Genomic DNA, 26,972 nt, shown 5'->3' on the forward strand with positions numbered 1-26,972 from the left:
GTGCCGGTGGGGTGCGGCAGCACTTCCCTGATCCCGGGTGTTCGGAACCCCGGTGCTCAGGGTATGCGTTGACGGTTTGGCCCACGAAAGAGGAGCGAGACCGCATGGCTGCCACGCTGGACGAGATCACACGCGCTTGGCTTCGGGAACCCCGGTTCTGGCAGGTGGCCACGCTGAACCCGGACGGTTCGCCGCAGTTGACGCCGATGTGGGCCGATCTGGAGGACGGCCTGGTGGTGATCAACACCTCGGCGGGCCGGGTCAAGGAGGAGAATCTGCGGCGTGATCCCCGCGTGTCGCTGTGCTGTATGGACACCGAGGACCCGTATCACCGGGTGGAGATCCGGGGCAGCGCCGTCCGCTTCGTCGAGGGCGATCCGGCCGTACGGGTGATGGACCGTCTCGCGCAGAAGTACCTGGGCACGGAGACGTTCCCCTGGCTGGCCCCCGGCGAGGTGCGGGTGGCGGTCTACATCGAGCCGCACCATGTCCACCGCGTGGTCGGCGTGGAGAAGTTCCGGCCGGGGGTGCTGCCGGAGGCGTGAGGGCGCGGTTCGTACACGGGGGAGGAGCTCGGGGTGGACGAGGAACGACGCCATGGCGACGACGGCGGCGGTGGCGGTGGCCACGTCCCCGAACCGCTGGCCGACGCCGTCCAGGGCGTGCTGCGCTGGGCCACGGACGACATACCGCGGTTCACGAAGCTCCTGATGTGGCTCTACCGGGCCGTGGACCACCCCACGAACTCCCCCGAGGCGGCCGACGCGGAAGTGGCGGCCCTGGGCCTGGACCGGCCGGGCCTCGCCCCGCTGCGCGAGCTGCTGACCGGGCTCGGGTCGGGCGAGGGCGACCCCCGGGGGCTGGCCCAGGACGTCCGGCGCGGCGCGGACGTGGCCCGGCGGGCTCTGCGGGAGCTGCCGGCGCACGCGCCCGAACGGCCCCGCGTCGCCAGGCTGCACGCCGCCCTGCTGGTGTGGGCCAACCTCCTGGTGCCCGGCACGATGGACTTCGACGAGCTGGACGAGGCCATGGCGGAGCCGGGGCCGGATCCCGCCGACCGTCCCAGCGGTCGGGGGTATGTCGGTGTGGAGAAGCGGCTGGCCACGCTGGTCGATGCCGTACGGGTGTCCCAGACCGGCGATCTGGCACACCTGGAGACCAGCGCCGCCCGGCTCCGGGAGATGATCGACACATTGTCCGGGGATGGCGAGAGGGTCGCGACCGCCCGCCGCTCCCTGGCCGCCGGCCTGGCCGGGCGGCTCCATGAGGTGGCGGTGCTCGGCGGCAGCCTCCGGGCCGCCGACGCCACGCTGACCATGGCCAGGGAGTTGCGCGCCCAATACGAGGACGAGGGCTCGACGCCGTCCCTGTCCACGCTGACCCCGGTGGTGTTCGCCGCCCAGCACGAGCTGGCTCTGGCCCGCCGCAGCGGGGACCCCACCGTGCTGCCGCGCCTGGTCGAGGAGTTGACCGGGCTGTACGCGATACTGCCGCCCGACCAGGAGAACCGCTTCGCCCTCGCCGGCGTCCTGGCCGAGGTCCATCAGGAGCAGGCCGCCTGTACCCAGGACCCGGAGGAACGCCGCGCCGCGGCCAGGTATTTCAGGGAGGTGGTGGAGACCGACCCGCGGGGGCTCGCCCCCATGCTCGCACCGTACTTCCCGGCCGTGCGCGCCGCCGCTCTGATCCAGCTGATCATGATCGAGCCCAGCCGGGACGCTGCCGATGAGGCCATCGCCGAGGTCCACCGGATCGTCGAGGGACCGCAGCCCTCGCCCCGCCAGGAACTCCGGTCGCGGTACCAGCTCGGCCGGGCCCTGCTGCACACGGCCCGCCACCTCGACGACCCGGATCTGCTCGACCTGTGCATCACCGAGCTGTCCCGGGTCCGTGAGCTGATCGCCCGGGGCGATGGCCCGCCGCACACCGCCGACGCCCTGACACAGCTGTCCGAGGCCCACTGGCTGCGCCGCGACCGCGGCGGCCCGCGCGCCACCGAGGACCGCGAGGCCGCCCTGGCCGCCCGGGGCGAGGCGCTGGTCAGGGTGTCCGCCGACGTTCTGCTCCAACTCGGCTCCGAGGACGGCCTGTCCGTGGCCCGCTTCGGGTCGGCACAGGCGCTGTGGCTGGCCTACTGGACCACCGTGTGCGGCCGCCCGGCCGACGCGGTGAACGCGCTGGAACTGGGCCGGGCCCTGGTGCTGCGGGCCGCCGCCGCGTCCCGGGGCATTCCCGAACTCCTCGAAGCCCGGGGACACCCGGACCTGGCCCGGCAGTGGCGCGCCGAGATCGCCACGGACATGACCCAGTCCGACGCCACGGCCGCGCCGCCGGGCCGGGCCACCGGGCAGCGGATCCCGGGCACCCTGCGACGCAGGGCACTCGAGGCGCTGGGCGCGGGCACCGGCGCGGACGCCTGGCGGCTGCTCGGCCCCCCGGACCTGCCGGCGCTGAGGGCCGGTCTCACCGCCTCCGGCACCGACGCGCTCGTCTATCTCGTCCCCGGGCAGCGCCCCGGCCTGCCCGGCTTCGCCCTGGTCGTCCGCCCCGACACCGACACCGACAGCGCGCAGCCCGCCGTCCTGAAGCTGCCGCTGCTGACCCCTGGCAGCCCGCCACTGGAGCGCTACCTCGACGTCACCGCCCGGCGTTCCGGCCCAGCCGGCGCCACGGCCGGACCGGGCGGTCAGACGGAGTGGGACGGGCAGTGGGAAGCGGCGTTGCGCGAGCTGTGCGACTGGGCCTGGCCCGCCGCGATGGGCCCCGTCCTGGCCGCCGTGGGCCCGCTCCACCAGCCGCCCAGGATCGTGCTGGTGCCGTGCGGGCCACTCGGCGCGGTCGCCTGGCACGCGGCCCGCACCCCGTACGGGGCCAACGGGCGCGAGCACCGGTACGCCTGCGAGGAAGCGGTGCTCAGCTACGCCCCTTCCGGCGCCGAATTCCTGCGGGCCGCGCCCCGGGACCGGCTGCCCACCACCGCCGGGCAGGTCCTGGTCGCCGACCCCGAACTCAGCCTCGTATGGGCCGAGATCGAGGCGGAGGCGCTGCACACGGCCTGCTACCCGGACGGCCTCCGCTACGGCGAGTTCCCCACCGCCGAGGTCAGCGACGCGCCGGGAACGCCCGAGGACATCCTCGCCGCCCTGCCCGGTGGCGGCTCACCGGTGGCCGTTCTGCACATCTGCTGCCACGCCCTGGCCGGTCCGGACCCCACGCGCTCGGCACTCTGGCTCGCCGCCCCGCCGACCGGTCCCGAGGAGGCCGGACGCCTGACCGTGGCCCGCATCCTGGACGGCGCCGCCACCGAACAGCCGGGCGGGGCGGGCCCGTTGGTGGTGCTCAGCGCCTGCGAGACGGATCTGAGCACCCGCGACCACGACGAGGCCCTGACCCTGTCCACCGCCCTGGTCGCCCGTGGCGCGGCCGATGTCATCGGCTCCCGCTGGGCCGTGAACGACGCGCCGACGGCCCTGATGATGGCCGTCTTCCACGACTTCGCCACCGCACACGGCCTCGCCCCGGTGGACGCCCTGCGCGCCGCTCAGCTCTGGATGCTCAACCCGCGCCGCGAGCCCCCGCCCACCCTCCGCGGTGAACTCCGCGGCGAGGCCACCCGCACCGATCTCGACCAGATCCACTTCTGGGCCGCCTTCACCCACCAGGGCAACCCGGCGTCGCGGAACACACACTGATCCCGGCTCCGCGCCCTGCGCCCCGCCCCCTCCGGCCGGAGAACGCAGGGCTATCCGAGGACGAGCGGGAGCTTCGCGGCCAGGTCGTCCAGGTCGGCCCGCTCCTCGGCGGTCGGGGCCCGTCGCCCGGTGCCGACCAGCAGCGTGTCCTTGTCGGACCACGACGCGGGGAACGCCGCCCCGGCGATCCTCTCCAGCATCTCGCGCGCCCCGGCGAGGGTCTCGGCGGGAGGGTCCGCCGCGCCCGGGAGGTGGGCGATCAGGTCGAGATGGTGCAGGGTCCACTCCATGACGTACGCGGAGAGGTAGTCGCCCGCGGTGAGCACCACATCGCGGGTGCTGACCCGGAGGGCCGGGTCGGCGAGCCCGGCCGCGCGCCCGGCGGCGGAGCCCACGTCGTCGAGGTGGAACTTCAGCAGCCCCGGGTCCTCGTACGCGGCGGCCAGCCGGACGATCAGCGCGTCGAGCGGGTCGTCGCCGGTCGGTGGCGTGTCGGCCACCTCCCAGTAGGTCACCGCGTCGCGCGTCGGTTGCGCGTCGGTGGGGGTCACCAGGGTGATCAGGACGTCCTGAGCGTCGATGACCAGGTGGCACACCAGGTCCCGGACGAGCCAGCCGGCACAGCCGGAGGGCCGTGCGAAGTCCTCGTCCGGGAGCTCGGCGACCGCCGTGCGCAATGCCGTCCACGAGCGTGAGAAGAGATCCACGGCCGCAAGCTAGCAGCGCGCGGCCCGCCGGGCGACCGGTTTCCTCCCCGCCCCGCGAACGCCCACTCAACCCGGGCCCGGGAGTGGGGGATTGGTGGGGCCGGTGTCGTCAGTCCCGGCTCGTCATGTGTCGTAGTGGCGGACGTCGTCGAGGTATTCGCGCGCCCGCTCCTGGACCAGCGGGGGCAGTTCACCGGCGGCCAGGTCCGCGAAGGTGGTCTTCTCCAGCACCTGCCGCAGACTCGCCCGCACCGCGCGCCACACATCCGGGAGCACCGCCGCCGCTCCGGGGTACTCCAGACCGCTGAGGCCCACGTCCCGTACGTTGGCCAGCGGGCCGTCGATGGCGCGGATCGCGTCGGCGAGGGTGATCTCCTTCGCCGGGCGCGCCAGCAGATATCCGCCTTCCGGGCCCCGCACACTGCGCACCAGATGGGCCAGGCGCAGCTCGCGCAGGATGCCGAAGAGGAAACGCAGGGGAATGTCCTGCCGGGTCGCCACCTGCTCGGCGGTCAGGGGTGAGCCCTCCGCGGCCGCCAGTTCGGCCATCGCCCGGACGGCATAGTCCGACTTGGCTGTGATCCGCACCAGGGCAAGTTATCACGCACGTCCGTTTCATGGGGCCGGGCCCCATTCCACCGGCTTGGGCATCCACCCTGGTGGCGCCAAGGGTGCTTCGTTGTTCCGCCATGAGTTCACCAAGTTCATTGAATTGGTGAACTTAGATGGCTACGGTACCGGTTGCGTGAGCGGGGCATCGGTTCTGCTCCGCCGCCGGTTCCGGGGAAGCAGGAGGTATCACATGGCATCGCCAGAGCCGTGTAGCACGTCAGGGCCGGGTACGAGGGCCGTCGCCGTCGTGGGGGCGGGGGCCGCCGGCGCGCTGGTGGCCATCCAGCTCTGCGAGACGGCGGCACGCCGCCGTGTCCCGTTCCAACTCCTGCTGATCGACCCCGCCCCGGAGGCCGGTCGCGGCATCGCCTACTCCACCCTCGACCCGCGCCACCGGCTCAATGTCCCGGCGGGCAAAATGAGCTGCTACCCAGACGATCCCGGCCACTTCGTACGGTGGCTGTGCCACCACGGTGAACCGGGCGTGCGGAGCGGCGACTTCGCGGAGCGCTACCGCTACGGCGCCTATCTCGCCGACACCCTCGGCCGGGCCATCATGGCCGCCCAGGGCGTCGTCACCGTCCGCCGACTGCGCACCCGGGCCACCGGCTGCCACTGGACCACCGTCCCCGGCGGCGGGGACCCGCGGGCCCGGCTGGAGCTGGCCGACGGCCGTACCGTCGAGGCGCACCGCGTGGTGCTGGCCACCGGGCCGTCCCGCGCCACCCCCGACTGGGCCCCCGGGGACCTGCGTGGCAATGACCGCTTCATCGCCGACCCCTGGGCGCCGGGCGCCCTGGACGCCGCCCTCCAGGACGGGCAGAAGGAGGATGTACTCCTCGTCGGCACCGGGCTGACCTCGGTGGACATCGCCATGACGCTCGACCGTCCCGGCCGCACGGTGCACAGTGTGTCCCGTGGCGGAAGGCTGCCGCAGGCGCATGCGGTGGACCCGCTGCCCGCCGCCACGTGTGCGACCCCACTGCACGGTCTTTCCCTGGCCGCGCTGCGGGCCGCGGTGCGTCAGCACATCGGCCGCGTCATGCGCAGCCACGGCGACTGGCGGCCCGCGGTGGACGGGCTGCGCCCGGTCACGGCCGAGATCTGGGCGTCGATGTCCACCGCGGAACGGGCCGAGTTCGTGGAGCAGGACGGCTCGTTGTGGAACACCCACCGCCACCGCATGCCCCCGGCCACCGCCGAGGCGGTCGGGCGCATGCGCCGCACCCGGCGGATGCGGACGTACCAGGGGCGGCTCGCCTCCGCCTCGGCCCGGCCCGACGGCTCCCTGACGGTGTCCCTCACCACCGCCGATGGCCCCCGCACGCTGCCCGTGGGCTGGGTGGTGGACTGTACGGGGCCGGGCCTGCGGCTCTCCGACACGGCCGACCCGCTGTGGCGGAGCCTGCTCGAGCAGGGCGCCGCGATGCCCGGCCCGCTGAGCATGGGCGTCGCCACCGACCACGGACGGCTGCGTGGCGCGGACGGCGGCACCGCACGCCCCCTGTGGACCCTCGGCGCGCCCCGCCGTGGCGAGTTGTGGGAGACCACCGCCATCCCGGAGATCCGGGCACAGGCCGCCACCATCGCCGAGGCCGTCCTCGACCCGTGGACGGCCCCCGCACCCCCCGCCACCGGCGGCCCCGGCCGGCGCCGGACACGTCGGCCCACGGACACCTCGGGCTTCCCCCTCAGCACCCACGCGGGCGCCGCCACCGCCTACCGCCTCGGCGTGGACCGGCTGCTGAAGGTCCGGGCCGGGGCCGCGCAGGCGCTCCGCCGCTCGGTGGCGCTCGACCCCGGCTTCGCCCTCGGCCACGCCGCGCTCGCGCTCATCGGCCATGAGTGCGGGGCCGACGTGGATGTCTCCCGCGCCCTGGCCGACGCCCGGCGCGCGGTGCGCGAGCGCGCCGAGGACTACGAACGCTCCCTCGTGGACGTCGTCTCCCGCCGCGTCCTGCACGCACCCGCGGACGGTGACGCCGCCCTCCTGCGCCACCTGGAGGAGTACCCGGGCGACGCGCTGGCGCTCGCCGTCGCCGTTCCCACCATCGCCTTCTCCGGTCTGCGCGATCTCGACGGCACCACCGCGCTCCGCGTGGTCGAGCACACCGCCCCGGCGCACGGGGGAAGCTGGTTCCACACCTCCCTGCTCGCCTTCATGCGTCAGGAGCAGGGGCGTTACGACGAGGCCGGAGTCCTGGCCGAGCGTGCCCTGGCCGCCGAACCCGCCTCCGGCCACGCCATGCACGCCCTCGCCCATGTGCACTACGAGTCCGGCGACCACCGGGCGGGCCGTGAGCGACTTCAGCGATGGCTGGCCCACCGGGGCCGCGGCGGAACACACCGCGCCCACTTCTCCTGGCACGCCGCCCTGCACGAACTCGCCCTCGAGGACACCGCGGCGGTCCGCCGCCGGTGGGCGGAGCAGCTGTCGCCGGGGAAGGTGTACGGGGTCCGCGCCCTGGTCGACTCCGGCTCCCTGCTGTGGCGCGCCCGGCTGGCGGGTGCGTGGCAGGGCCCGTTCCCGATCGGCGACGTCCTGGACACGGCGCCCGCCGACGTCCTGGAGCGTCCGGCCACCGCGTTCGTCGCCCTGCACTCCGCCGTCGCCCTCACCGCCGCGGACGACCTGCCGGGACTGCGGCGGCTGCGGGTCCACGCCCTGCGCGCCGACGAGGTGCAGCGACGTGTCATCGCCCCGCTGTGCGCGGCGTTCGAGGACATCCTGGAAGAGCGCTGGACGGACGCGGCACGCGGATTGGAGCGCCTCCTGCCACGGCTCCCCGGCGTGGGCGGCAGCGCCGCGCAGCGCGAGATCGTGGAGGAGGCCCTGCTGTACGCGCTCGTGTCCGCGGGCCGGTGCGAGGCGGCCCGGGATCGCCTGGAGGAGCGGCTGGACCGCCGTTCCTCTCCCCACGACCGGCGACGGCTGGCGGCTCTCTCGGTCTGACTGCCCGTTGTACCGACTGTCGCGCGCCCCGGCCCGGATTCCCGGGCCGGGGCGGTGACATGTGCGGGGATGACAGTGGACCAGACCACTTCCGTCCCATCTCTTGACCGTGAACCAACAGACGGTATGGTCTAGACCTAGTGCGGCGCTGATTCACGGCCGCCCCTTGCGGCCTGTGAAGCGCTCCGTGCAGCCACCCCCCACATCCCCCCACATCCCCACCTTCGGCAAGGACTTCCCGTCTGGCGTGGGGCCTCGCCGTGAAGGAGTTGGCATGAACATGAAACGAAAGTTAGCGGTTGTCGTCGGCGCGGGGATAGCCCCCCTGATCGCTCTGAGCCTCCCCGCGAGCGAGGCGAGCGCGCACGGTTACATCTCCACCCCGCCGAGCCGCCAGGCCCAGTGTGCGGCCGGGACCGTGTCCTGCGGCGACATCAAGTACGAGCCGCAGAGCGTCGAAGGCCCCAAGGGGCTGACGAGCTGCAGCGGTGGCAATGCGAAGTTCGCCGAACTCGACGACGACAGCAAGGGCTGGGCGGTCACGCCCATCCCGTCCAAGGCCGACTTCACCTGGAAACTGACCGCGCGTCACGCGACCAACACCTGGCAGTACTTCGTCGGTGGCCAGAAGGTCGCGGAGGTCGACGACGGCGGGGCGCAGCCGGGCGAGACCGTCACCCACCAGGTGGACTTCGGCGGTCTGAAGGGCAAGCAGAAGGTGCTCGCGGTCTGGAACATCGCGGACACCGCCAACGCCTTCTACGCCTGCATCGATGTGAACATCGGCGGCTGAACGCAGGCGGTTTGAACATCGGCGGTTGAACCGAAGGCCGGTCGCCTCTGGGGCGGCCGGCCTTCGGCGTCCACCGTGTGCACGAGGCGCGAGGCGCCGGCTATCGGGGGCCGTACGTCAGCCTGCGCAGCAGCTTTTCGGCGGGCCCCGGAAGCGAACGGCGCTGGAGGAGGCAGGCCACGGCCACCGTGGCGAGCCAGACCAGGACGGCGCTCAGGAACGCGGTGAGCGTCGGGCTGCCGGTCCGCTCTCCGAGCGCGAGCGCGAAGGGGGAGAGCAGTACCACCCACGCGAGGGACTGGAACAGATAGCCGCTCAGCGACCGTTGGCCGAGCGCCGCCAGGGCCTCCACGGGGAGCTTGCGCCGCGACGCGGAGCGAGCCTTCGACAGGCGCAGGGCGAGGAGCCCGAAGAGCGCCACATATCCCGGGCCGCCGAACTGGCCGCTCACTTCGTACAGGCTCAGGAACGCGTCCGCGGTGGCGTCGTCGACATGCACGAATCCGCCGCTGACCAGGCCGATCGGCACCCCGCCCGCGAAGGCCGTACCGAGTGCGACCACGGCGGTGCGGACCAGCAGCCGCCGGTGGCGGGCCGGATCCTCCAGGATGCCGCGCCGCGCGGCCCACGCCCCCAGCCAGACGATCACGATGAATGGCAGCACGGTCAGCGTGTGGATCGGCCACTCGCCGAGCCGGTCGGCCACGGATGTGAGGTAGTCGGGGGCCGAGAGTGAGTCGACATCGTCCGTCGGTACGGCGGCGGACCCCGGGCCGCTGTGCGTGGCGCGGTACACGGCCACGGCCGCCAGGGCGGCGGCGTACACCACCGTGCATCCCCACAGCCACAGCACGACGCGGTGCACACGCTCGCCGCGGCGCAGGAGCAGCAGGGTGAAGACGATGCCGACGATGCCGTAAGCCCCGAGGAAATCACCGAAGTTGAGCAGTGCGGCATGGACGAGGCCGAAGGCGACGAGCCATGCGTTGCGCTTCAGCAACACCGAGCGGGCCGCGCCGGGCCCGGACCCCTCCGCGTCCTGTCTGCGGGCGAGCTGCACCAGTCCGTAGCCGAACATCACGGCGAACATCGGATAGGCGCGGGCGTGCACGAAGACGAACATGACGAGGTTGAACGGGCGTTCCCAGCCGTGTGGCGACGCCTCGGCGCCCGGCTGGTTACCGAAGGCGGCCACCGCGGCGTTCGCGAGCGCGATGAACAGCAGCATGGTGCCCCGCGCCAGATCGGGGGCCAGGGCCCGTTCGGTCCGGCGGACAGGGCCCCGTGCGGGGCCCGGGGCATGGGACTGCGTTATGGCTGTCACCTGGATCTCTCTCCGTCCTGACATGAGGGCCCAAGGGGCAAGGGGCATGGGCGAGCCCTCGGCACCCGGGCTTAGTATAAGCAATAATCTATATGGGAGATACTAAGTAGCGGTAGGCCATGATGTACCTGGTGAGCAACCGAGGTACGAGAAGGAGAAGCGCCATGTCGGCCGAGCAGGAGGAGGCGCCCGCCGAGCTGGCCCGGCTGTGGAGGCTCCCGGTCCCGGCCTCGGGCCTCGGCCGGCCCGCCGCGCTCGACACCGAGCGCGTGGTGCGGACGGGGGTGGAACTGGCGGACCGCGACGGGCTGGCGGGCGCGACTCTGCCGAAGATCGCGAAGGAGCTGGGCGTCTCGCCGATGTCCCTCTACCGCCACGTGGGATCCAAGGACGAGCTCCTCGTCCTCATGCGGGACCTGGCGCTCGGCTCTCCGCCCGAGGTCGAGACCGCGCCGGACCGGTGGCGCGAGGGGCTACGGCAGTGGACCGTCGCCCAGCGGCTGGTCCACCACGACCGCCCCTGGCTCCCCCGCCTCCCCATCGCGGGGCCGCCGATGGGGCCGCATGAGATCGCCTGGCTGGAAGCGGGCCTGAGCGCGCTGAGCGGCACGGAGCTGGACTGGGCCGCGAAGGTCGGCAGTCTGACCCTGCTCAGCGGCTATGTGCGCCACGCCTCCCTGCTGTCCCAGGAACACGCGCAGGGCAGGAGCGAAACGGGACTGAGTCAGGAGGAGACCGAGCGGGCCTACGGCAGGACCCTGGCGCGGCTCATCACCCCGGACCGCTTTCCGCAGGTGGCGCTGCTGTTCTCGTCGGGCCTGTTCGAGGCGGCTCCCGACGGGGCGTACGACGATCCGGCGACCGACCATGACTTCGTCTTCGGCCTCGAACGCGTCCTCGACGGGATCGCCGTGGCCGTCGACCGCGCACGGACGGGGACGGGCTAGAAGGGGACGGGGCAGGGGGCGATGACGTCACGCGAGGGCACGGAGAGGGTCAAGTCGGTGTCGGGGCGGTGGTGGCACGCCCCGGCACCCGTCCTCTCCGGGCGATGATCGCGGTCACGGTCTTGCCCCCGGGCTCCTCACGGACGGCCGTGGCCGTGGCCAGGCCGCTGATCATCGGCCAGCCGAATCCGCCGCCCTCGCCGCGCACATCCGGAGAGCGCCGGTGCGGCGGTACGCGGCTGGCATCGCCGACGGCGATGGTGATGGCGTCAGGGTCGGCCGACACGCGCAGCGAGCAGAACCGGCCGCCCGAATGCCGTACGGCATTGGTGACCAGCTCCGAGACGACCAGCATCACCGCGTCGGCGGCGCCCTGATCGGGCGCCGGACGCAGGGCTTCCAGAAAGCTGCTGGTGAGATGTCGTGCGTGCGCGGCGGCTTCGGGGCGGCATTCCAGGGTCTCCCGCACCGCGGACGGCGTGGTGGCCGTCCGCTGGGCCGTGGCGGTGTGCATGACGCTCACCTCGTTTCATCGGGTGTGTATCGCGCGGCTGACGGTTTCCACGCGCTTACCCGATGCGCCGCTCCCGAAAAGCGGCGTCCTCAGGATCCCTTTCCGTAGGTGCGCGGTGCGGAGGTGGAGGGCGGCAGATCGCCGTTGAAGCGGGTGTCGACATAGTCGGCGAACGAGAAGCGGCGCGGGGTGAGCTTCAGCTTCGCGAAGGTGTCCGCGATCTCCTGCTCCGAGGCGACGGCGGGCTTGTCGACGGCGACGTACACCCTGGTGCCGTTGGTCCGCTTCACCGAGTCCAGCGCCACCTGGTACGGCAGCCCGGTCTCCTTGCCCCACACCTTGGCCCACTCCTCGGGGTGCTGGTAGACCCAGTCCTGGGCCCGGCGCAGCCGCCCGAGATAGTCCTTGATGACCTTGACCTTCTTCTTGTCCTCGAGGGAGGAGGGGTTGGCCACCTGGAAGTTGAGGCCGTTGACCACCCCCTGGCCCGTGGTGAGGACCCGCGCGTCCGACTGGCGCAGCGCCTGGGAGGTGTACGGGTCCCAGACGGCCCAGGCGTCCACCTTGCCGCGGCTGAAGGCGGCCAGGGCATCGGCGGGCTGGAGGAAGCTGACCTTGACGTCCTTGATCGAGAGCCCGGCCTTGGCGAGCGAGGCGACCAGTTGGTAATGGGCCGAGCTGCCCTGTGCGACCGCCACCGACTTGCCCTTGAGGCCGGCCGTCTTCTTCACCGGCGACCCCTTCTTGACCAGGATCGCCTCCCCGCCGGACGTGCCGTGCTTGGCGGCCACGACCTTGATATGGGACTTGGCGGCCGCGGCGAAGACCGGTGGGGTGTTGCCGACCCCGCCGATGTCCACGGCCTTGGCGCTCACGGCCTCCAGGATCGGCGGGCCGGAGGTGAACGTCGACCACTTGATCTTGTAGGGGAGGTTCTTGAGCTGCCCGGCGGCGCGCAGTACCGCCTCGTCGTTGCCCTTCTGGTCACCGACGTTGAGGGTCACATCGCCCTTGCCGTCGGTATTGCCGGAGGAGCCGGAGTCGTTCTGCGCGTGCGAGCTGACGCAGGCGGACAGCAGCAGGGCGAGGGGGAGGGACAGGGCGGGGACGATACGCCGTCGCATGTCAGCAGGGTCCGTTCGGGAGGTACGGGAAGTTCTGGCGAGTTCGGGACGCACCTGGCGGTTGGGGAGGAACCAGGCGGCCTGGTGGTTCGTAGGGACCGGGCGGCCGTCAGGCGACCTTGTGGACGGCGGCCGGTTCGGGCGCCTTCACACCCAGCCGGTCCAGGAGCTCGGTGCGCAGCTCGGCGAGGAGCGGATCGCTGATGTCGCGCGGCCGGTCCCGGTCCACCCGGACCTGATGCGCGATCACGCCCCCGTCCATCACCAGGACGCGGTCGGCGAGCAGCAGCGCCTCCTCCACGTCATGCGTGACCAGCAGCACCGCACAGCCACGCCGCTGCCACAGCTCGGCCACCAGTTGCTGGGCGGTGATCCGGGTGAGCGCGTCCAGCGCGCCGAACGGCTCGTCCAGCAGCAGCAGATCGGGCTCGCGCACCAGCGCACGGGCGAGCGAGGCGCGCTGGGCCTCGCCGCCGGAGAGGGTCTTGGGCCAGGCGTCGATGCGATGGCCGAGCCCGACCTCCTTCAGCGCCCGCTCGGCCACGGCCCGCCCGGGGCGGCCGGGCAGCCCGAGCAGCACATTGCGCCAGACCCGCTTCCAGGGCATCAGCCGGGGCGCCTGGAAGGCGACGGCCTTGCGGCGCGGCACCAGCACCTCGCCCCCGATCTCCCGGTCCAGCCCGGCGAGCACCCGCAGCAGCGTGGACTTGCCGCAGCCACTGCGGCCGAGCAGGGCCACGAACTCGCCTGCCGGTACGTCCAGTTGGAGGTTGTCGATGACCGCGCGGCCGTCGAACGAGCGGGTCAGCGAGCGCACCCGCACCGCGGCACCGCCGCTCTCGCCCTCCTTCTCCTGCCCCAACTCCCTCTCCTCCAGGGAGTCCTTCTCCAGGGAGCTCACTTGCCGGTGAAGTTCGGTCGCCATTGCAGCAGCAGCCTCTCCAGAGTGCGGACGATGAAATCGGCGAGCAGGCCGAGTGCGGCGTAGACGATCAGGCAGACCACGATCACATCGGTCTGGAAGAACTCCCGTGCGCGGTTGAGCAGAAAGCCGATCCCGTCGTCGGCGTTGATGGTCTCGCCGAAGACCAGCGCCAGCCAGGCGGTGGCGAGGGAGTAGCGCAGCCCGGTCATCGCGCCGGGGAGCGCCCCGGGCAGCACCACATGGCGGATCAGCCCCCAGCGGCCGAGCCCGAGCGAGTTCCCGGCCTCGATGAGCTGGGCGTCCACGCCGCGGATGCCCGCGTAGACGTTCAGATAGAGATGGAAGGTGACGCCCAGCGCGATGAGCGCGATCTTCGGGGCCTCGCCGATGCCCATCCAGATGATGAACAGCGGGATCATGCCGACCCAGGGGATGCTGCGCAGCATCTGCACACTCGCGTCGACGAGATCCTCGCCGAGCCGGGACAGCCCGGAGACCAGCGCCAGCGCGACCCCGATGACACCGCCGAGCGCCAGCCCGATCAGCACCCGCTGTACGGACACCAGCATGGCGTGCGGGAGGGTGCCGTCCTTGAGCAGGTCGGAGGCGGTATCGGCGATGGTGCCGGGGGAGGCCAGGGTGTCGGAGGGCAGCACGCCGGTGGCGCTGGACACCTGCCAGAGCACCAGCAGCAGAAGGGGTCCGGTCGTACGGCGCAGCCATCGCGGCACGGTGCGGCGGCGCGCGGAGAGCGGCACGACCGGTTCGAGAACCGGGGACATGGGAGCTCCACAAAGGGGTACGCCTCGATGCCGGTACAGGCCCGTACACGCCGTACGACACGACGATCAGCACGGTACGGCGGAACGGGACCGAGGCGAGAGGGAGGAGGGGTGAGAGAGGGGGGAGAAGGTCAGCGGAGGCCGGGACACGCGGCGGACGCCACCCGCAGCAGGTCGATATGACCGCGCGTGGTGAGCAGGGCTGACGTAAACATGCCCTCGAAGCTAGCGAGGACGTCCAGAACCGGTCAACGGTGTCTTGCCCCTCGGACCTTTGTTGCGGGAGTTTTACGCGACGGCGTATCAGGATGGTTCCATGAGCACATTCCGTACCCACACCATCAGCGTCACCACCGGATCCACCGAGACCGTCGCCGACCTCACCGCCGACTGCGAGTCGTATCTGCGCGAGGTGGCCAACGGCGGCGACGGCCTGCTCAACGTCTTCGTCCCGCATGCCACGGCCGGGATCGCCATCCTGGAGACGGGCGCCGGCAGCGACACCGATCTGCTCTCCGCCCTCCGCGACCTCCTCCCCGCCGACGACCGCTGGCGCCACCGCCACGGCAGCCCCGGCCACGGACGCGACCACGTCCTGCCCGCCTTCGTACCCCCGCACGCCACCATCCCGGTCATCGGCGGCAGGCTGGCGCTGGGCACCTGGCAGTCGGTCTGCCTGGTCGACACCAACCGGGACAACCCCGACCGCCAGGTGCGGCTGAGCTTCCTGGGCTGACGGACGGGGCCTGGCATGAGCTGACGTGGGCTCAGATGGGCCGATCCGGGCCGACGTGGGCCGGATCTGGTCACTCCCGCAGGCCCGCCAGTGCCACCGCCCGGTGGCGCAGGGCGAACGCGGCGGGGACGACCGACGAGACCACGGCGAGTACCGCGCAGGCGGCCACGGCCGCGCCGATGGGCGTCCAGGGGACGTCGATCGTGGTCCGTACCGACAGCAGGGCCAGGGCGCTCCACATGCCCACCAGGTTGAGCCCGGTGACCAGGACACCCAGGGCCGCGCCGACCGTGACCACCGTCAGCGCCTCGGCGCCCACCAGCCGCAGCACCTGCCAGGTGGTGGCTCCGGCCAGGCGCAGCACGGCCAGGTCGCGGACGCGGTCGGCGGTCGCCATCACCAGGGTGTTGGCCACGGAGATGCCCGTGTAGAGGAGGGCGATGCCGAGGACCAGCAGGAAGCCGAGCCGGGTCGTGCGGTTGGTCTCGGGGTAACTCGCCTTCACCCATTGGTCCTTGGTGAGGACGTGGCCGCCGGTGGTGCGCACCGCCGCACGCAGCCCGGTGGCCACGGCGTCCGCGTCGGCGCCTGGGGCGAGGGCGATGTCGACCCGGTCCACGGTCGAGCCCGGGGCGTTGCGCGGGGTGATGTAGACACCGTTGTCGCCGGTGCCGGTGGCCATCACCGCCGCGATCCGCAGCGACCTCTCCGTGCCGTCGCCGAGCCACACCCGCACCCGTTCGCCCACGGTGTGCCGTTCCCACTCGCCATTGACGATGATCGAGTCGTCGTCGAGATCGCCCGCCTTCCCGGCCTCGATCGGCAGTCGGGACGTGGCGGCGAGCGGGCCCGGGTCGGCGGCGCGGGCGTCGGACTCGTGGAGCGACACACCGTCCTCCAGGACGTACACGGCGCTCGACGAGGTCGCGGACACCTCGACACCGGGCACATCGCGCAGCCCGCGCAGCGCCGCCGTATCGAAGCCCGCGTCCCCGGCCGGGGTGATGACGAAGTCGGCGGCCGTCCGCTGACGGGTCTCGGCGGCCCGTGCCCGGTTCAGCGTCGCGGTGGCGCCCAGGAGCGAACCGGCGAGGGCGACCGTGACCAGTACGGGCGCCGCGATCGCGGCCGTGCGGCGCACACCGGCGGCGGCGTTCTCCCGCACCAGCATGCCGCCGGCGCCGGGCAACCGGGCCGGGAGCCAGGCGATCAGCCGGGTCAGCGGGCGCACCGCCACCGGCGCGAGCAGCGCGACCGCGCTGATCAGCAGCATCGGCCGGCTCACATAGGTCTTCCGGTGCAGCAGGTCGCCGGGGTCCGTGAGCAGGGCCAGACACAGCGTCACGGCGGCGGTCACCAGCAGGGCCAGGCCGGACAGCCATCGGCCCCAGGTCATCGTCCCGCCCGTCGTGGTGTCCGCGGACGCCTCGCGCAGCGCTTGGGTGGGGGCGGTGCGGCCCGCTCGCCAGGACGCGGCCGCCGCACCGCACAGCGCGACGAGCAGCCCCGTCCAGAAGGCCAGGTGGTACGGCCAGCTGTCGTCGCCGATGGTGAACCAGCGCGGCGCGAGGCCACCGTCGACCACCAGGTCGGCCAGTCGTGGCGCACCGTACGCGCCGAGCAGACAGCCGGTGGCCGAGGCGAGCACACCGACCACGAGCGCTTCGGCGAAGACCATCCGGCGGATCTGGCCCGGGGTCGCCCCCGCCACGCGCAGCAGCCCGAACTCCCGGCGCCGCTGGGCGACCGTGAACGCGAAGGTGGAGGCCACCACGAACACCGACACGAAGGCGGCGACGCCCCCGGCCGTGCCGAACATCGCGTTCATCGCCGTGAGGGCCTCGCGGTCCCGGTCCGGGTCGGGGTCGGCCTGGCGGCGTCCTTGCCCGGTGAGGACCCGGACGCCGTCGCCGCCACTGTCGCGCACCGCTTCGCGCACAGCGGCCGGATCGGCGTCCACGACGAGCTGGACGCTCACCGGTGACAGCCGGGCGGCGCGTGCGTCGGTGTAGAAGACGGCGTTCTCGAAGCCGCGCCCCGCGACGGTTCCGACGACCCGCACGGTGCCGCGGTCGGTCCGTACGCGCTTCCCCGGCGTCGCCCAGTCCCCGCTGACCACGACCTCGTCGGCCGCGCGGGGCGGGCGTCCCGCGTCGATCCGGTACGGGGCGAAGGCGGCGGTGGACCAGGGGTGCCCCACCAGGTCGTCCGGTCCGCCCCGCGCCCGTACGGCGAACGACCGGTCCGCGACGACGCCGCCCAGCCTCCGCAGCTTCGCGACGGTCCCGGCGGGCACGGCGCGCGGATGTGCGAGCCGGCGGACCTGGACACCGGCCGAGGAGTCCACCCGCAGGGTGTCGGCTCCCCTGACCACGACCGGCGCGGCGGCGAACCGCTCCGGTCCACGGTCGGGCGCGTTCAGGGACGAGGCGAGCGCGAGGCCCATCACCGCGGTCAGCGCGACGCCCAGCGCGAGGGCGATGAAGCTGCCGGCGAAGCCGGCCCAGCGGGTGCGCAGGGTGCGCAGGGCGACGCTCAGCACGGCACGGCCTCCAACGTGGCCATGTGCGCGGCGATGGTGTCGGCCCCGGCCCCGGCCAACTCGCCGCTCACCCGTCCGTCGACGAGGAAGAGCACACGGTCGGCGCAGGAGGCGGCCACCGGGTCATGCGTGACCATGACGATCGTCTGGCCCCCGCCGTCGACCATGCCACGCAGCAACGTCAGCACCTCCCGCCCGGTCCGCGAGTCGAGGGCACCGGTCGGTTCGTCGCCGAAGAGCACATCGGGCCGGGTGATCAGGGCGCGGGCCAGGGCGACACGCTGCTGCTGGCCACCGGACAGCTCCGCCGGCCGGTGCCGCGCCCGCTCGCCGAGCCCGACCTGCTGGAGCACCTCACGCACCCGGGCCTTGGTGGGGCGGCGGCCGGCGAGGCGCAGGGGCAGCGTCACGTTCTGCTCCGCGGTCAGGGACGGCAGCAGGTTGAACGCCTGGAACACGAACCCGACGCGCTCGCGGCGCAGCAGGGTCAGCCTGGTCTCGCTCAGCTTCGTCAGCTCGGTCCCGGCCACGGTGACCGAACCCGACGTGGGGCGGTCCAGCCCCGCGGCGCACTGAAGCAGCGTCGACTTGCCGGATCCTGAGGGGCCCATGACGGCGGTGAACGATCCCCTGGGGAACGACAGCGAGACGTCGTCGAGCGCCGTCACCGCGCCATCGCCGGAACCATGGCGTCTGCTGACGGAACGCAACTGGATCACGTCGTTGTTCATCTGTCCCCACTCCGCCGGGTTGTCGTCCTCGATGACCTCACGAAACCGCGCGGGGGCACCGCGCCGCAGTACGGCAGGGGCGAGACCTGGGGTAGGGCCAGGCATACCCCCGAAGGACTCCCTGGCCCGATGGCACCGGCGGGGCGGGGCCTTCTACGGTGACCTCCATGCACTCGCGGAACGTGTGGCACGCCATGTCCGGACCGGGCTTCCTGCTGTCGTCGTGGCCGTGGCGCTCCGCCGGATATCTGCTCAGCGGAGCCGTGACCGGTGCCGTCGTGCTCGTGGTGATCGCGGCCACGGCGGCCGCCGGAGCCGTTCTCGCCCTCGTGCTGGTGGGGATCCCGCTGCTCGTCCTCGCGGCCCTCGCCGGAATCCCGGTGGCCTGGGTGGAGCGCCACCGGATGTGCCTGATCGACGCGGACCCCGCCGTCGACCCGCACCGGGCGCCCGACGCCCATGGCCTGTGGGCGTGGCTGACCACGCGCATGAGGGAGCAGGCGACGTGGCGGGAGCTGGGCCACGCCCTGCTGTTCGCGGTGCTGCTGTGGCCGGTCGACGCGCTCGTCGTCGCCGTTGCCCTGCTCTGCCCGCTGTCCATGGTCGCGACCCCGCTGTTGATGGCCACGGCCGGCGGCGGTCAGGAGACGAAGGTGCTCAAGCAGTGGACCGTCACCACCTGGCCGGTGGCCTTCGGTATCGCCGTCCTCGGTGTGGTGCTCCTGCTGCTGGGCGCCTACGCCCTGGGGGTGGTGGCGGGCGCCCGGGCCGGACTGACGCGTCTGCTGCTCGCTCCGCGCGAGGCCGAACTCGGCACGAGGGTCGTCGAGTTGACCCGTTCCCGCCTCAGGCTGGTGGACGCCTTCGAGGCGGAACGGCGGCGCATCGAGCGCGATCTGCACGACGGGGCGCAGCAGCGGCTGGTGGGACTGACGATGACGCTCGGTCTGGCCCGCCTGGAAGCACCTCCCGGACCGGTCGCCGATCAGCTCGCGAAGGCCCATGAGGAGGCGGACCAGGTGCTCGCGGAGCTGCGCGAACTCATCCGCGGCATCCACCCCAAGGTGCTCTCGGACCACGGCCTCCCCGCGGCCGTCGCCGACGCCGCGGACCGCTCCGCGATCCCCGTGGACGTGGATCTGGCCCTGTCCGGACGGCTGCCCCAAGCAGTCGAGGCCGCCGCGTACTTCGTCGTCCGCGAGGCCCTCACCAACGTCGCCAGGCACAGCGGGGCGAGCCGCGCGGAGGTGAGTGGGACACACCGGGACGGACGGCTGTTCCTCGAGGTGCGCGACAACGGCCGGGGCGGTGCGGACGCCGGTGCCGGAACCGGCCTGACCGGACTCGCGGACCGGGTCGCGGCGCTGGGTGGCAGAATCTCCCTGTCCAGTCCGCCGGGCGGACCGACCCTGTTGCGTGTGGAGATTCCTTGCGTACGGACCGACCGCTCCGCCTAGTACTGGCCGAGGACAGCGTGCTGCTGCGGGAAGGGCTCATCGGCCTGCTCGGCCGCTGCGGCCACGACGTCGTCGCGGCCGTCGGCGACGCTCCCGCGCTGCTCGCCGCGGTCGAGGAGCACGCTCCCGACATCGTCCTGACGGATGTGCGCATGCCCCCGGGGTTCCAGGACGAGGGCCTGCGCGCGGCCGTGCGGCTGCGCGAGAAGCGGCCCACACTGCCCGTCCTGGTCCTCAGCCAGTACGTACAGCGGACCTACGCCTCGGAACTGCTGGACTCCGGTGACGGCACGGGCGTCGGCTATCTGCTGAAGGACCGGGTCGGTCAGGTGGCGGACTTCGTGGCCGCCCTGTGCGAGGTCGCGGACGGTGGCACCGTCGTCGACCCCGAGGTGGTACGCCAGCTGCTGCGCCGACGCCGCGACCCGCTGGAGCGGCTCACCGCGCGGGAGCGGGAGGTGCTGGGGCTGATCGCGGAGGGCAAGTCGAACGGCGCCATCGCCCGTGCACTGGTCGTGTCCGAGGCGGCCGTGGGCAAGCACATCGGCAGCATCCTCACCAAGCTGGACCTCCCTCCGGCGGAGGAGACACATCGCAGAGTGCTGGCGGTCCTCGCCTATCTGCGGGCGTGACGCGGCGGATCCGGGCGGGTCGGCCCGGCTATCGCCGGTCCGTGAGGTTCTCCATCACCTCGTAGACCTGATCCGGGGTGCCTGCTCACCCCGGTGGAGGTGGTCCGCGCCGTGCTGCCGGAGTGGACCGAGCGCGGCGACGGCGCCTTCCTGCTGACACATGGCTATTCGGCGGCGCGGCCGATACCCCATCTCAGCGGCGTGGGCCCGGTGATGGCCGCCGCCCGCAACTACCTGTACTCGCTCAATGGTGAACTCGCCGACACCGGCGTCTACGCGGGCACCCTCGCCATCGGGGCCATGATCGAGCGCAGCGAGATGGCCGAGTCGGCCACCCTGGCCGCGGCCGACGCCGAAGCGCTCGTGAACTTCCCGGCTACGCCCAGCAGCCGTTGACCGTGGCGGCCAGGCCGTCGAGGGTGTCCTTGGTGGCGGCCGGGTCGGCGGAGGACTGGTTCTCGATGAAGGAGAACACCTTCCACCGGCCGTCCTCCGCCTTCGTCAGGCCGCTGAGCGCGATGGCGCCGGTCAGCGTGCCCGTCTTGGCCTTGACCTGGCCGACGGCGCACTGGGAGTCCGCGGTGTCGAAGCGGCCCCACTCGGGGCCCAGGGTGCTGCCCGCCTCGCCCGCCACCGGCAGGCCCTCGTCGACGGAGCGCAGCAGGCCGCGGTAGCGCGGGTCGGTGAGCAGGTCGAGGATGTCCGCCACGGTACGCGCCGGGACGCGGTCCGCGCGGGAGAGCCCACTGCCGTCGTGGATCTCGAAGTTGGTCATCGAGACCCCGTAGTGGCGGCTGAGGACGTCCCGCACCACGGCCGTGCCGTCCTCGTAGGTGGCGGGCCTGCCGGCGCCGAGCGCGGTCATGCGCAGCACCGTCTCGGCGATGTCGTTGTCGCTCTTCTTGAGCATCTTCTTGATTGTCTCGGCCAGGGTGGGGGAGAGGTGCTGCCCCACCGGGACGTCCGTCGCCGAGGCCGTGCCGCGGGTGACCTCGCCGTCGACGGTGACGCCCTGGTCGGCGAGTTGCTGGGCGAAGACCTTGCCCGCGTCGATGGAGGTGTCGGCGGACAGCTTGCCGTCCACCACCAGGGAGCGCACCGGCGACACCTGGTCGTCGTAGTAGGAGTCGTTCCAGCCGGTGGCGAGGGTCGGCTCGGGGAAGAGGCTGTCGTCGACGCGGACCTTGACCGAGTCCAGGCCCCCGAGCTTCACCCCGGCGGCGGCCGTCTTGGCGAGCTCGGTGAGATCGGCGGTGGTCAGCATGCGGTCGCCGCCGCCGATGAGGGTGAGCGTGCCGTCGCCGTAGACCACCTTGGTGGTGAACCGGTGCTCGGGGCCGAGCACGGTCAGCGCCGCCGTGGCGGTGGCCAGCTTGGCGTTGGACGCTGGCATCAGCGCGGTGTCGGCGTCATGCCCCCAGACGACCTTGTCGGACGCGGAGTCCAGCACGATGCCGCTGAAGGTGTCGCCGAGACTCGGGTTCTGCGCACGGGTGTTGAGGTTCTCCGCGATCCGCTGCTCGGCGGGGTCCAGCCCGTCGGCGGCCACGGACTGGGCCGTCGTGGTGGCCTTGGTGCTCTTGTCGGCGGCGAGCGCGGACGGAGCGGACAGCAGCGCGCCCGTGACCGGGACGGCCGCGACGATGAACGCGCGGCGCACGGCGAGGCTCATGGGCTTGGCTTTGCGATGACGCCCGGTGGACGAGGTCGCGCTGGACATGGGGGCTCCGGGGCGCGTGGAGGGACATGGGGGGTGAAACGAAGGGCTCACTTTAGCCGTAGCTGATCACCTTCGTCCCGTCGATCCGTGGACATGTGGTGAAGCCGATGCGGAGATACGTCACTGCACCGACTCCTCCGGCTATTTACGAGATGTTGCGACCACCGTTGAGAACGATCGCCCCGCCGTCCGTATCCATCGGCGTCGGGCTGTGCCGTCCACTCCGGGACGGGTGGGGGAAGCGCGCTCCGACGTGGCCGAGGGCAAGGCGTCCCCGGCGTATGAAGACTGCCGATGAGGGGCGAAGGATGAGGAACAAGAAGAGACACAAGCGATCCAGGGTCATCGGGCTGACCGTGGTCGGAGTGACCGCACTGGCCGTGGGTGGCGGGGCTCTCCTGATGACCGACAACGATGCTTCCGCCGCCCGACAGCCGGCCGGGCAGCAGGCGTCGGCGCGGACGGCGATGACCGTCAAGTGCCCGGATGCCGCGACCCGGCTGGCGAGTGTGCCGCAGCGGGCGCGGCCCACCGTGGACAAGGAACTGGCGACGATGGACAGCCAGGTGGCCGACGCCTACAAGCAGTTGGCCGCGCGCGGCCCCGGCGCCGACCGGGACTGGGTGCGCACCCGGGTGCTGGAGCCGCTGACCGCACAGCGGCGTGGCGCGCTGAACCGCATCGGGAACGAGATCGACCGGGTGGCGAGCCGCCCGTCCGGCCTGGACACGATGGCGTCCTGCACTGTGCGGGAAGCGCCCGCCCCCGCCGCCCCCGCCGCCGCGTCGGCGGGCGCCACCCCCGCCGCGGGAACGGCCGCCCCCGCCGCTCCGGCCGCGGGCGGCCAGGCGCAGTCCGGCCCGGTCCGGGCGGACTTCGTGGACATCCGCAAGGTGAAGCCGAACGTCAAGAACCCCCGCAACCGGGGCAACGCCTCCCGCGGCACCTTCTCATCGCGCTGCGGACGCAATGAGAACAAGCACTTCAACTCGGACAACGTGATCGTCGCCCCCGGTGTGTCCAACGGCGCCCACCACATGCACGACTACGTCGGCAACCGCGACACCGACGCCTTCTCCACCAACGACGGCCTCGCCGCCGCCGGGACCACCTGCACAAACGGCGACCGCTCCACCCACTACTGGCCGGTCCTGCGGCTCCAGGACGGGACGAAGGAGGTCGACGCCGACGCGCCCGGCGGCGGCACCGAGGGCAACATCGGGAAGATCCTGCGGCCGGCCACCGCGTCGATCACCTTCCGCGGCAGCGCGGTGTCCAAGGTCGTGGCGATGCCCAAGTTCCTGCGCATCATCACCGGCGACGCCAAGGCCTTCACCAACGGCACGGCCAACGCCAACGCCTCCTGGAGCTGCACCGGCTTCGAGAACCGGCAGCTGAAGGACAAGTACCCGCTCTGCCCGAAGGGCAGCAAGGTGGTCCGTACGTTCAAGTTCCAGAGCTGCTGGGACGGTAAGAACGCCGACAGCGCCAACCACCGCACCCATGTGGCGTTCGCGGACGCCAAGGGTGCGTGTGCCAAGGGGTTCAAGGCCATTCCGCAGCTGATCCAGCGGATCACCTACAAGGTCGCACCAGGCTCGCTCTTCGCGGTCGACAGCTTCCCCGAGCAGCTGCACAAGCCGGTGACCGACCACGGCGACTTCATCAACGTGATGTCCGACTCGCTGATGAAGAAGGCCGTGAAGTGCGTCAACACCGGGCGTAAGTGCGGCTGACGGCCGCTGCCCGCAAGGCCCGGTGCCCCGGCCGGACTTCAGATCCGGCCGGGGCACCGCCCACCTGTGGTTCAGTCCTGGGGCGTGCCCTTGGGCAGCTGCCGCCATGTCACCTCGGTGTTGGCCCGGAAGGCCCAGTCGAGCATCTTCTTCGCGTCCGGGTAGCGCTTGGGCGCGTTGAGGATCACTCCCACGACGGTGCGTCCGTCACGCTTGGCGGCGAAGACCAGACACCTGCCGGGCGCGGTGCCGGTGCCCGTCTTGATGCCGATCGCGCCGCTGTAGGAGCCCAGCAGCCGGTTGGTGTTGTTCCAGTAGTACGTCCTGGTCCTGCCGTTGGCGGCCGGGACCTTCTGGATTGTGTCGATGGACTTGACGACCGTGCCGAGGGTGGCGTTGCGCAGCGCGTGCCTGGCCAGCTTGGCCATGTCGCGCGGCGTGGTGTAGTTCTGTCCGCCCTCCGAGATGCCGTCGAAGGTGTCGTAGTGGGTCCGGGTCATCCCCAGCGCGGACGCCTTCTTGTTCATCTGCGCGATGAACGACTTGGTGCGCTTGGCGGTGGTGTCACCCGTGCCGAACGTGTCGGCGAGCGCCATGGCCGCGTCGCAGCCGGACGGCAGCAGCAGGCCGTACACCAGCTGCTTGACGGTGAGCTTGTCCCCCTTCCGCAGGTCCGCCTTGCTGCCACCGACGCGCGCGGTGTAGTCGATGTACGACTGCTTGACGGAGACCTTCTTGTTGAGATTCAGCCCCCGGCTGTCGAGCACCACCATCGCCGTCATCAGCTTCGTGGTGCTCGCCATCGGCCGCTTGGTGTCGGCGGCCTTGGCCCACAGCTGCTTGTTGGTGCCGTTGTCCAGCAGATACGCGCCCTTGGCGCTGACCCCCGACGGCCCGCGCGCGGCCTCGGTGGCCTGCGCGGAACTCGCCGGCACGGCGACCGCCAAGGCCGCCGCCGAGGCGATGACCGCCGTCCCCCAGCGGCGGATCGCCCTACCCCCACGTCTTTCCATACGCCCTCCGTCTCTCCTATGACATGCCGGTGAATGTCCGGGCATGCGCGCATCGTCTCACTGGAGAGATGGTGACCGCGGTCCGGGGTGCCGACCACAACCAGTCGCGGGGCCGTCAACTGCCGCTGGTGACCCACTCATAGGCCCGCCGGGCGTCGAACTCCGGCTGCCCGCCCCGGAAGAGCAGCCCCGCGGAGGCGAACAGCTCCCCATCCGGAGACGGCCCGCCCGCGTACGGAACCGCGACACACCGCATCCCGGCCCGCCGCGCCGCCTCCACCCCGGGACCGGCGTCCTCGATCACCACACACTGCCCCGGATCGACGGCCAGCAGCCGCGCCGCGGCCAGGAACACATCCGGCTCCGGCTTGCCACGGCCCACGTCCTCCGCGGACACATAGACGGGCAGCAGCGCGTCCAGCCCGGTGGCCTTGAGCGCGGTCTCGATCGCGGAACGGGACGAGCCGGAGGCCACGACCAGCGGATGCCCGGCGCCCCTCAGCCGCTCCACGAAGGCCCGCATCTCGGGAAAGATCTCGGTCGTGGCCGCCAGCTCCAGATAGTGCCGGTTCTTGACGGCGAGCAACTCCTCCACCGGCGCCTCGATGCCGTACCGCTCGCGCAGCGTCTCCAGCGTCTCGCGGGTCCCGATCCCGATGAACTGCGTGTGCTCCTCCCAACTGAAGCCGGCGACCCCATACCGTTCGAGGGTCCGCCTCCCCGCCTCGTAGTAGAGGGGCTCGCTGTCCACCAGCGTGCCGTCCAGGTCGAAGATCACGGCGGGCATGGTGCTCATGGGGACAGCATGCCAAGAGTTCGCTCGTGCCATCGCCGGAACCCCGCGTACGCCGTGCTCGGCGAGGGTTGGCATGACGGCGTGTTGGTCTAGACCGCTCTGTTAGCGTCGGCCCCGATCGGATACCGAACCGGAGTCGGCGGAAGGGTAGTGCGGTGGGTGTGACAGGGAGTGGGTGGCGGGCGTATATCGGGTCGTTCACCTCGGCGGGTGGTGCCGGGGTCACTGTCGCTGATGTCGATGACGAGACGGGGGCGCTGCGGATCCGGAACTCTACGGATGTGGTCGTCAACCCGTCCTATCTGGCGGTCGCGCCCGGTGGGCGGGTGCTGTACGCGGTGAGTGAGACCGATGACGGGGCGGCCGCCGCTCTGGACGTCGGGCAGGATCCGCCCTCGTTGGCCGGGGAGGCTGTGCCGGTGCTCGGTGCGGCGCCTACGCATCTGGCGCTTGCCGGGGGGCAGCTGCTGACGGCCAACTACGGGTCCGGCAGTGTCACCGCGCTGCCGGTGCTGGAGGACGGTCGGCTCGGGGAGTCGGTGGCGGTGCTGCGGCACGAGGGCAGTGGGCCGCATCCGGAGCGGCAGCGGGGGCCGCATGCTCATGCCGTGGTGGCCGATCCGTCGGGCGGCTGGCTGCTCGCCGTGGACCTGGGGATCGACGCGGTGCGGGTGTACGCGCTGCCCGGACCGCGTCCGCATCGTGAGGTCCGGCTGCGCGCGGGGAGCGGCCCGCGCCATCTGGCGTTCCATCCGCGGGGCGATCGCGTGTACGTCGTCAACGAGCTCGACCCGACGATCACCGCCTGCCGTTGGGACACGGCGTCCGGCGTTCTGGAACCGCTCGGTGAGACCCGTCTGGTGCCCGAGGGCACGGACGTCGAGACCTACCCCGCCGAGGTCGTGGTCTCCGGCGACGGCCGCTTCGTATGGGCCGCGAACCGCGGTCACGACAGCATCGCGACGCTCGCCCTCGACGCGTCGGGCGACCGCATGGAGCTGGTCACCACCACGCCCTGCGGCGGCCACTGGCCGCGCGATCTGACGCTCGGCCCGTCGGGACGACGGCTCTATGTGTCCAATGAACGCTCGGGCGATGTCACCTGGTTCGACATCGATCCGTCGAGCGGGGTGCCGCGGCGTGGGGGTTCGGTTCCGGCCCCGGCGGCGTCCTGTGTGGTCTTCGGGTGACATTCGCCGGGTTCAGGTGAGTGAGGGCGGTGACCTTGGTGGTCAC

Annotated in this window: 24 protein-coding genes; 11 read left to right on the forward strand and 13 right to left on the reverse strand. The window is 72.1% G+C overall.

Features of this window, described 5'->3' with window-relative positions; translation table 11 throughout:
- The first annotated feature begins 104 nt into the window (after positions 1–104).
- Both ACMTAK_RS44600 and ACMTAK_RS44605 read left to right on the forward strand, forming a co-directional pair.
- Positions 105–545, forward strand: a complete 441-nt coding sequence (locus ACMTAK_RS44600; RefSeq protein ID WP_413811440.1) for a PPOX class F420-dependent oxidoreductase — start codon at positions 105–107, stop codon at positions 543–545.
- 33 nt (positions 546–578) lie between these two features.
- Positions 579–3,692, forward strand: a complete 3,114-nt coding sequence (locus tag ACMTAK_RS44605) for a CHAT domain-containing protein (RefSeq protein WP_413811441.1) — start codon at positions 579–581, stop codon at positions 3,690–3,692.
- Positions 3,693–3,742: 50 nt separating this feature from the next.
- Here the strand turns inward: ACMTAK_RS44605 and ACMTAK_RS44610 are convergent, their stop codons facing one another.
- Positions 3,743–4,399: a maleylpyruvate isomerase N-terminal domain-containing protein gene (locus tag ACMTAK_RS44610; RefSeq protein WP_413811442.1), complete on the reverse strand. Its 657-nt coding sequence runs from the start codon at positions 4,397–4,399 to the stop codon at positions 3,743–3,745.
- A gap of 123 nt (positions 4,400–4,522) precedes the next feature.
- Entirely contained in the window at positions 4,523–4,987 is a 465-nt protein-coding gene (locus ACMTAK_RS44615) for an RrF2 family transcriptional regulator (protein ID WP_086883838.1), read from the reverse strand.
- Positions 4,988–5,201: 214 nt separating this feature from the next.
- Between ACMTAK_RS44615 and ACMTAK_RS44620 the strand changes: the two genes are divergently transcribed.
- Positions 5,202–7,964 (forward strand): FAD/NAD(P)-binding protein, encoded by a 2,763-nt coding sequence (locus tag ACMTAK_RS44620; protein WP_413811443.1) that lies wholly within the window; start codon positions 5,202–5,204, stop codon positions 7,962–7,964.
- A gap of 274 nt (positions 7,965–8,238) precedes the next feature.
- Complete coding sequence (locus ACMTAK_RS44625) at positions 8,239–8,757, forward strand: lytic polysaccharide monooxygenase auxiliary activity family 9 protein (RefSeq protein WP_413811444.1); 519 nt, start codon at positions 8,239–8,241, stop codon at positions 8,755–8,757.
- A 100-nt stretch (positions 8,758–8,857) separates the two neighbouring features.
- Here the strand turns inward: ACMTAK_RS44625 and ACMTAK_RS44630 are convergent, their stop codons facing one another.
- The gene (locus ACMTAK_RS44630; RefSeq protein ID WP_413811445.1) at positions 8,858–10,081 is read right to left on the reverse strand and encodes a DUF418 domain-containing protein; all 1,224 of its coding nucleotides are present in this window, start codon (positions 10,079–10,081) and stop codon (positions 8,858–8,860) included.
- A 164-nt stretch (positions 10,082–10,245) separates the two neighbouring features.
- Here ACMTAK_RS44630 and ACMTAK_RS44635 point away from each other — a divergent pair, with 164 nt between their 5' ends.
- Positions 10,246–11,028, forward strand: a complete 783-nt coding sequence (locus ACMTAK_RS44635) for a TetR/AcrR family transcriptional regulator (RefSeq protein WP_413811446.1) — start codon at positions 10,246–10,248, stop codon at positions 11,026–11,028.
- 49 nt (positions 11,029–11,077) lie between these two features.
- On the opposite strand, the gene ACMTAK_RS44640 is transcribed toward ACMTAK_RS44635, so the two are convergent.
- The 5 genes from ACMTAK_RS44640 to ACMTAK_RS44660 all read right to left on the reverse strand — a co-directional run bounded on the left by ACMTAK_RS44640 (position 11,078) and on the right by ACMTAK_RS44660 (position 14,588).
- Entirely contained in the window at positions 11,078–11,542 is a 465-nt protein-coding gene (locus tag ACMTAK_RS44640) for an ATP-binding protein (RefSeq protein ID WP_413811447.1), read from the reverse strand.
- A gap of 89 nt (positions 11,543–11,631) precedes the next feature.
- Positions 11,632–12,666 (reverse strand): ABC transporter substrate-binding protein, encoded by a 1,035-nt coding sequence (locus tag ACMTAK_RS44645; RefSeq protein WP_413811448.1) that lies wholly within the window; start codon positions 12,664–12,666, stop codon positions 11,632–11,634.
- Positions 12,667–12,775: 109 nt separating this feature from the next.
- Positions 12,776–13,591, reverse strand: coding sequence for an ABC transporter ATP-binding protein (locus ACMTAK_RS44650; protein ID WP_413811449.1), 816 nt, complete (start codon positions 13,589–13,591; stop codon positions 12,776–12,778).
- Positions 13,564–14,373 carry an ABC transporter permease gene (locus tag ACMTAK_RS44655; protein ID WP_413811450.1) on the reverse strand — a complete coding sequence of 270 codons (810 nt, stop codon included), beginning with the start codon at positions 14,371–14,373 and terminating at the stop codon, positions 13,564–13,566. The genes ACMTAK_RS44650 and ACMTAK_RS44655 overlap by 28 nt, the downstream gene beginning before the upstream one ends.
- Before the next feature lie 131 nt (positions 14,374–14,504).
- Complete coding sequence (locus tag ACMTAK_RS44660) at positions 14,505–14,588, reverse strand: putative leader peptide (protein WP_375792224.1); 84 nt, start codon at positions 14,586–14,588, stop codon at positions 14,505–14,507.
- Between the two features lie 101 nt (positions 14,589–14,689).
- On the opposite strand from ACMTAK_RS44660, the gene ACMTAK_RS44665 reads away from it, so the two are divergent.
- Entirely contained in the window at positions 14,690–15,109 is a 420-nt protein-coding gene (locus ACMTAK_RS44665; RefSeq protein WP_413811451.1) for a YjbQ family protein, read from the forward strand.
- Between the two features lie 70 nt (positions 15,110–15,179).
- Here the strand turns inward: ACMTAK_RS44665 and ACMTAK_RS44670 are convergent, their stop codons facing one another.
- Together ACMTAK_RS44670 and ACMTAK_RS44675 are read right to left on the reverse strand one after the other, a co-directional pair.
- Positions 15,180–17,651, reverse strand: coding sequence for an FtsX-like permease family protein (locus ACMTAK_RS44670; RefSeq protein ID WP_413811452.1), 2,472 nt, complete (start codon positions 17,649–17,651; stop codon positions 15,180–15,182).
- The gene (locus ACMTAK_RS44675; RefSeq protein WP_413813182.1) at positions 17,645–18,382 is read right to left on the reverse strand and encodes an ABC transporter ATP-binding protein; all 738 of its coding nucleotides are present in this window, start codon (positions 18,380–18,382) and stop codon (positions 17,645–17,647) included. The genes ACMTAK_RS44670 and ACMTAK_RS44675 overlap by 7 nt, the downstream gene beginning before the upstream one ends.
- Positions 18,383–18,576: 194 nt before the next feature.
- Between ACMTAK_RS44675 and ACMTAK_RS44680 the strand changes: the two genes are divergently transcribed.
- The 3 genes from ACMTAK_RS44680 (at position 18,577) to ACMTAK_RS44690 (ending at position 20,867) form a co-directional block, all read left to right on the forward strand.
- Positions 18,577–19,839 carry a sensor histidine kinase gene (locus ACMTAK_RS44680; RefSeq protein WP_413813183.1) on the forward strand — a complete coding sequence of 421 codons (1,263 nt, stop codon included), beginning with the start codon at positions 18,577–18,579 and terminating at the stop codon, positions 19,837–19,839.
- Entirely contained in the window at positions 19,812–20,471 is a 660-nt protein-coding gene (locus ACMTAK_RS44685; protein ID WP_413811453.1) for a response regulator, read from the forward strand. Before ACMTAK_RS44680 ends, ACMTAK_RS44685 begins: the two co-directional genes overlap by 28 nt.
- A gap of 93 nt (positions 20,472–20,564) precedes the next feature.
- Positions 20,565–20,867, forward strand: a complete 303-nt coding sequence (locus tag ACMTAK_RS44690; RefSeq protein ID WP_413811454.1) for an SDR family oxidoreductase — start codon at positions 20,565–20,567, stop codon at positions 20,865–20,867.
- On the opposite strand, the gene dacB is transcribed toward ACMTAK_RS44690, so the two are convergent.
- Entirely contained in the window at positions 20,848–22,191 is a 1,344-nt protein-coding gene (gene dacB, locus ACMTAK_RS44695) for a D-alanyl-D-alanine carboxypeptidase/D-alanyl-D-alanine endopeptidase (RefSeq protein WP_413811455.1), read from the reverse strand. The genes ACMTAK_RS44690 and dacB overlap by 20 nt on opposite strands.
- A gap of 308 nt (positions 22,192–22,499) precedes the next feature.
- Between dacB and ACMTAK_RS44700 the strand changes: the two genes are divergently transcribed.
- Positions 22,500–23,927, forward strand: coding sequence for a DUF1996 domain-containing protein (locus tag ACMTAK_RS44700; RefSeq protein WP_413811456.1), 1,428 nt, complete (start codon positions 22,500–22,502; stop codon positions 23,925–23,927).
- 71 nt (positions 23,928–23,998) lie between these two features.
- Here the strand turns inward: ACMTAK_RS44700 and ACMTAK_RS44705 are convergent, their stop codons facing one another.
- Together ACMTAK_RS44705 and ACMTAK_RS44710 are read right to left on the reverse strand one after the other, a co-directional pair.
- The gene (locus ACMTAK_RS44705) at positions 23,999–24,940 is read right to left on the reverse strand and encodes a D-alanyl-D-alanine carboxypeptidase family protein (protein WP_413811457.1); all 942 of its coding nucleotides are present in this window, start codon (positions 24,938–24,940) and stop codon (positions 23,999–24,001) included.
- A gap of 115 nt (positions 24,941–25,055) precedes the next feature.
- Entirely contained in the window at positions 25,056–25,736 is a 681-nt protein-coding gene (locus tag ACMTAK_RS44710; RefSeq protein WP_413811458.1) for an HAD family hydrolase, read from the reverse strand.
- A 155-nt stretch (positions 25,737–25,891) separates the two neighbouring features.
- Here ACMTAK_RS44710 and ACMTAK_RS44715 point away from each other — a divergent pair, with 155 nt between their 5' ends.
- Complete coding sequence (locus ACMTAK_RS44715) at positions 25,892–26,926, forward strand: lactonase family protein (RefSeq protein ID WP_413811459.1); 1,035 nt, start codon at positions 25,892–25,894, stop codon at positions 26,924–26,926.
- Positions 26,927–26,972 lie beyond the last annotated feature (46 nt).

The organism is Streptomyces lacaronensis (assembly GCF_047337785.1).
Classification (GTDB): domain Bacteria; phylum Actinomycetota; class Actinomycetes; order Streptomycetales; family Streptomycetaceae; genus Streptomyces; species Streptomyces lycopersici.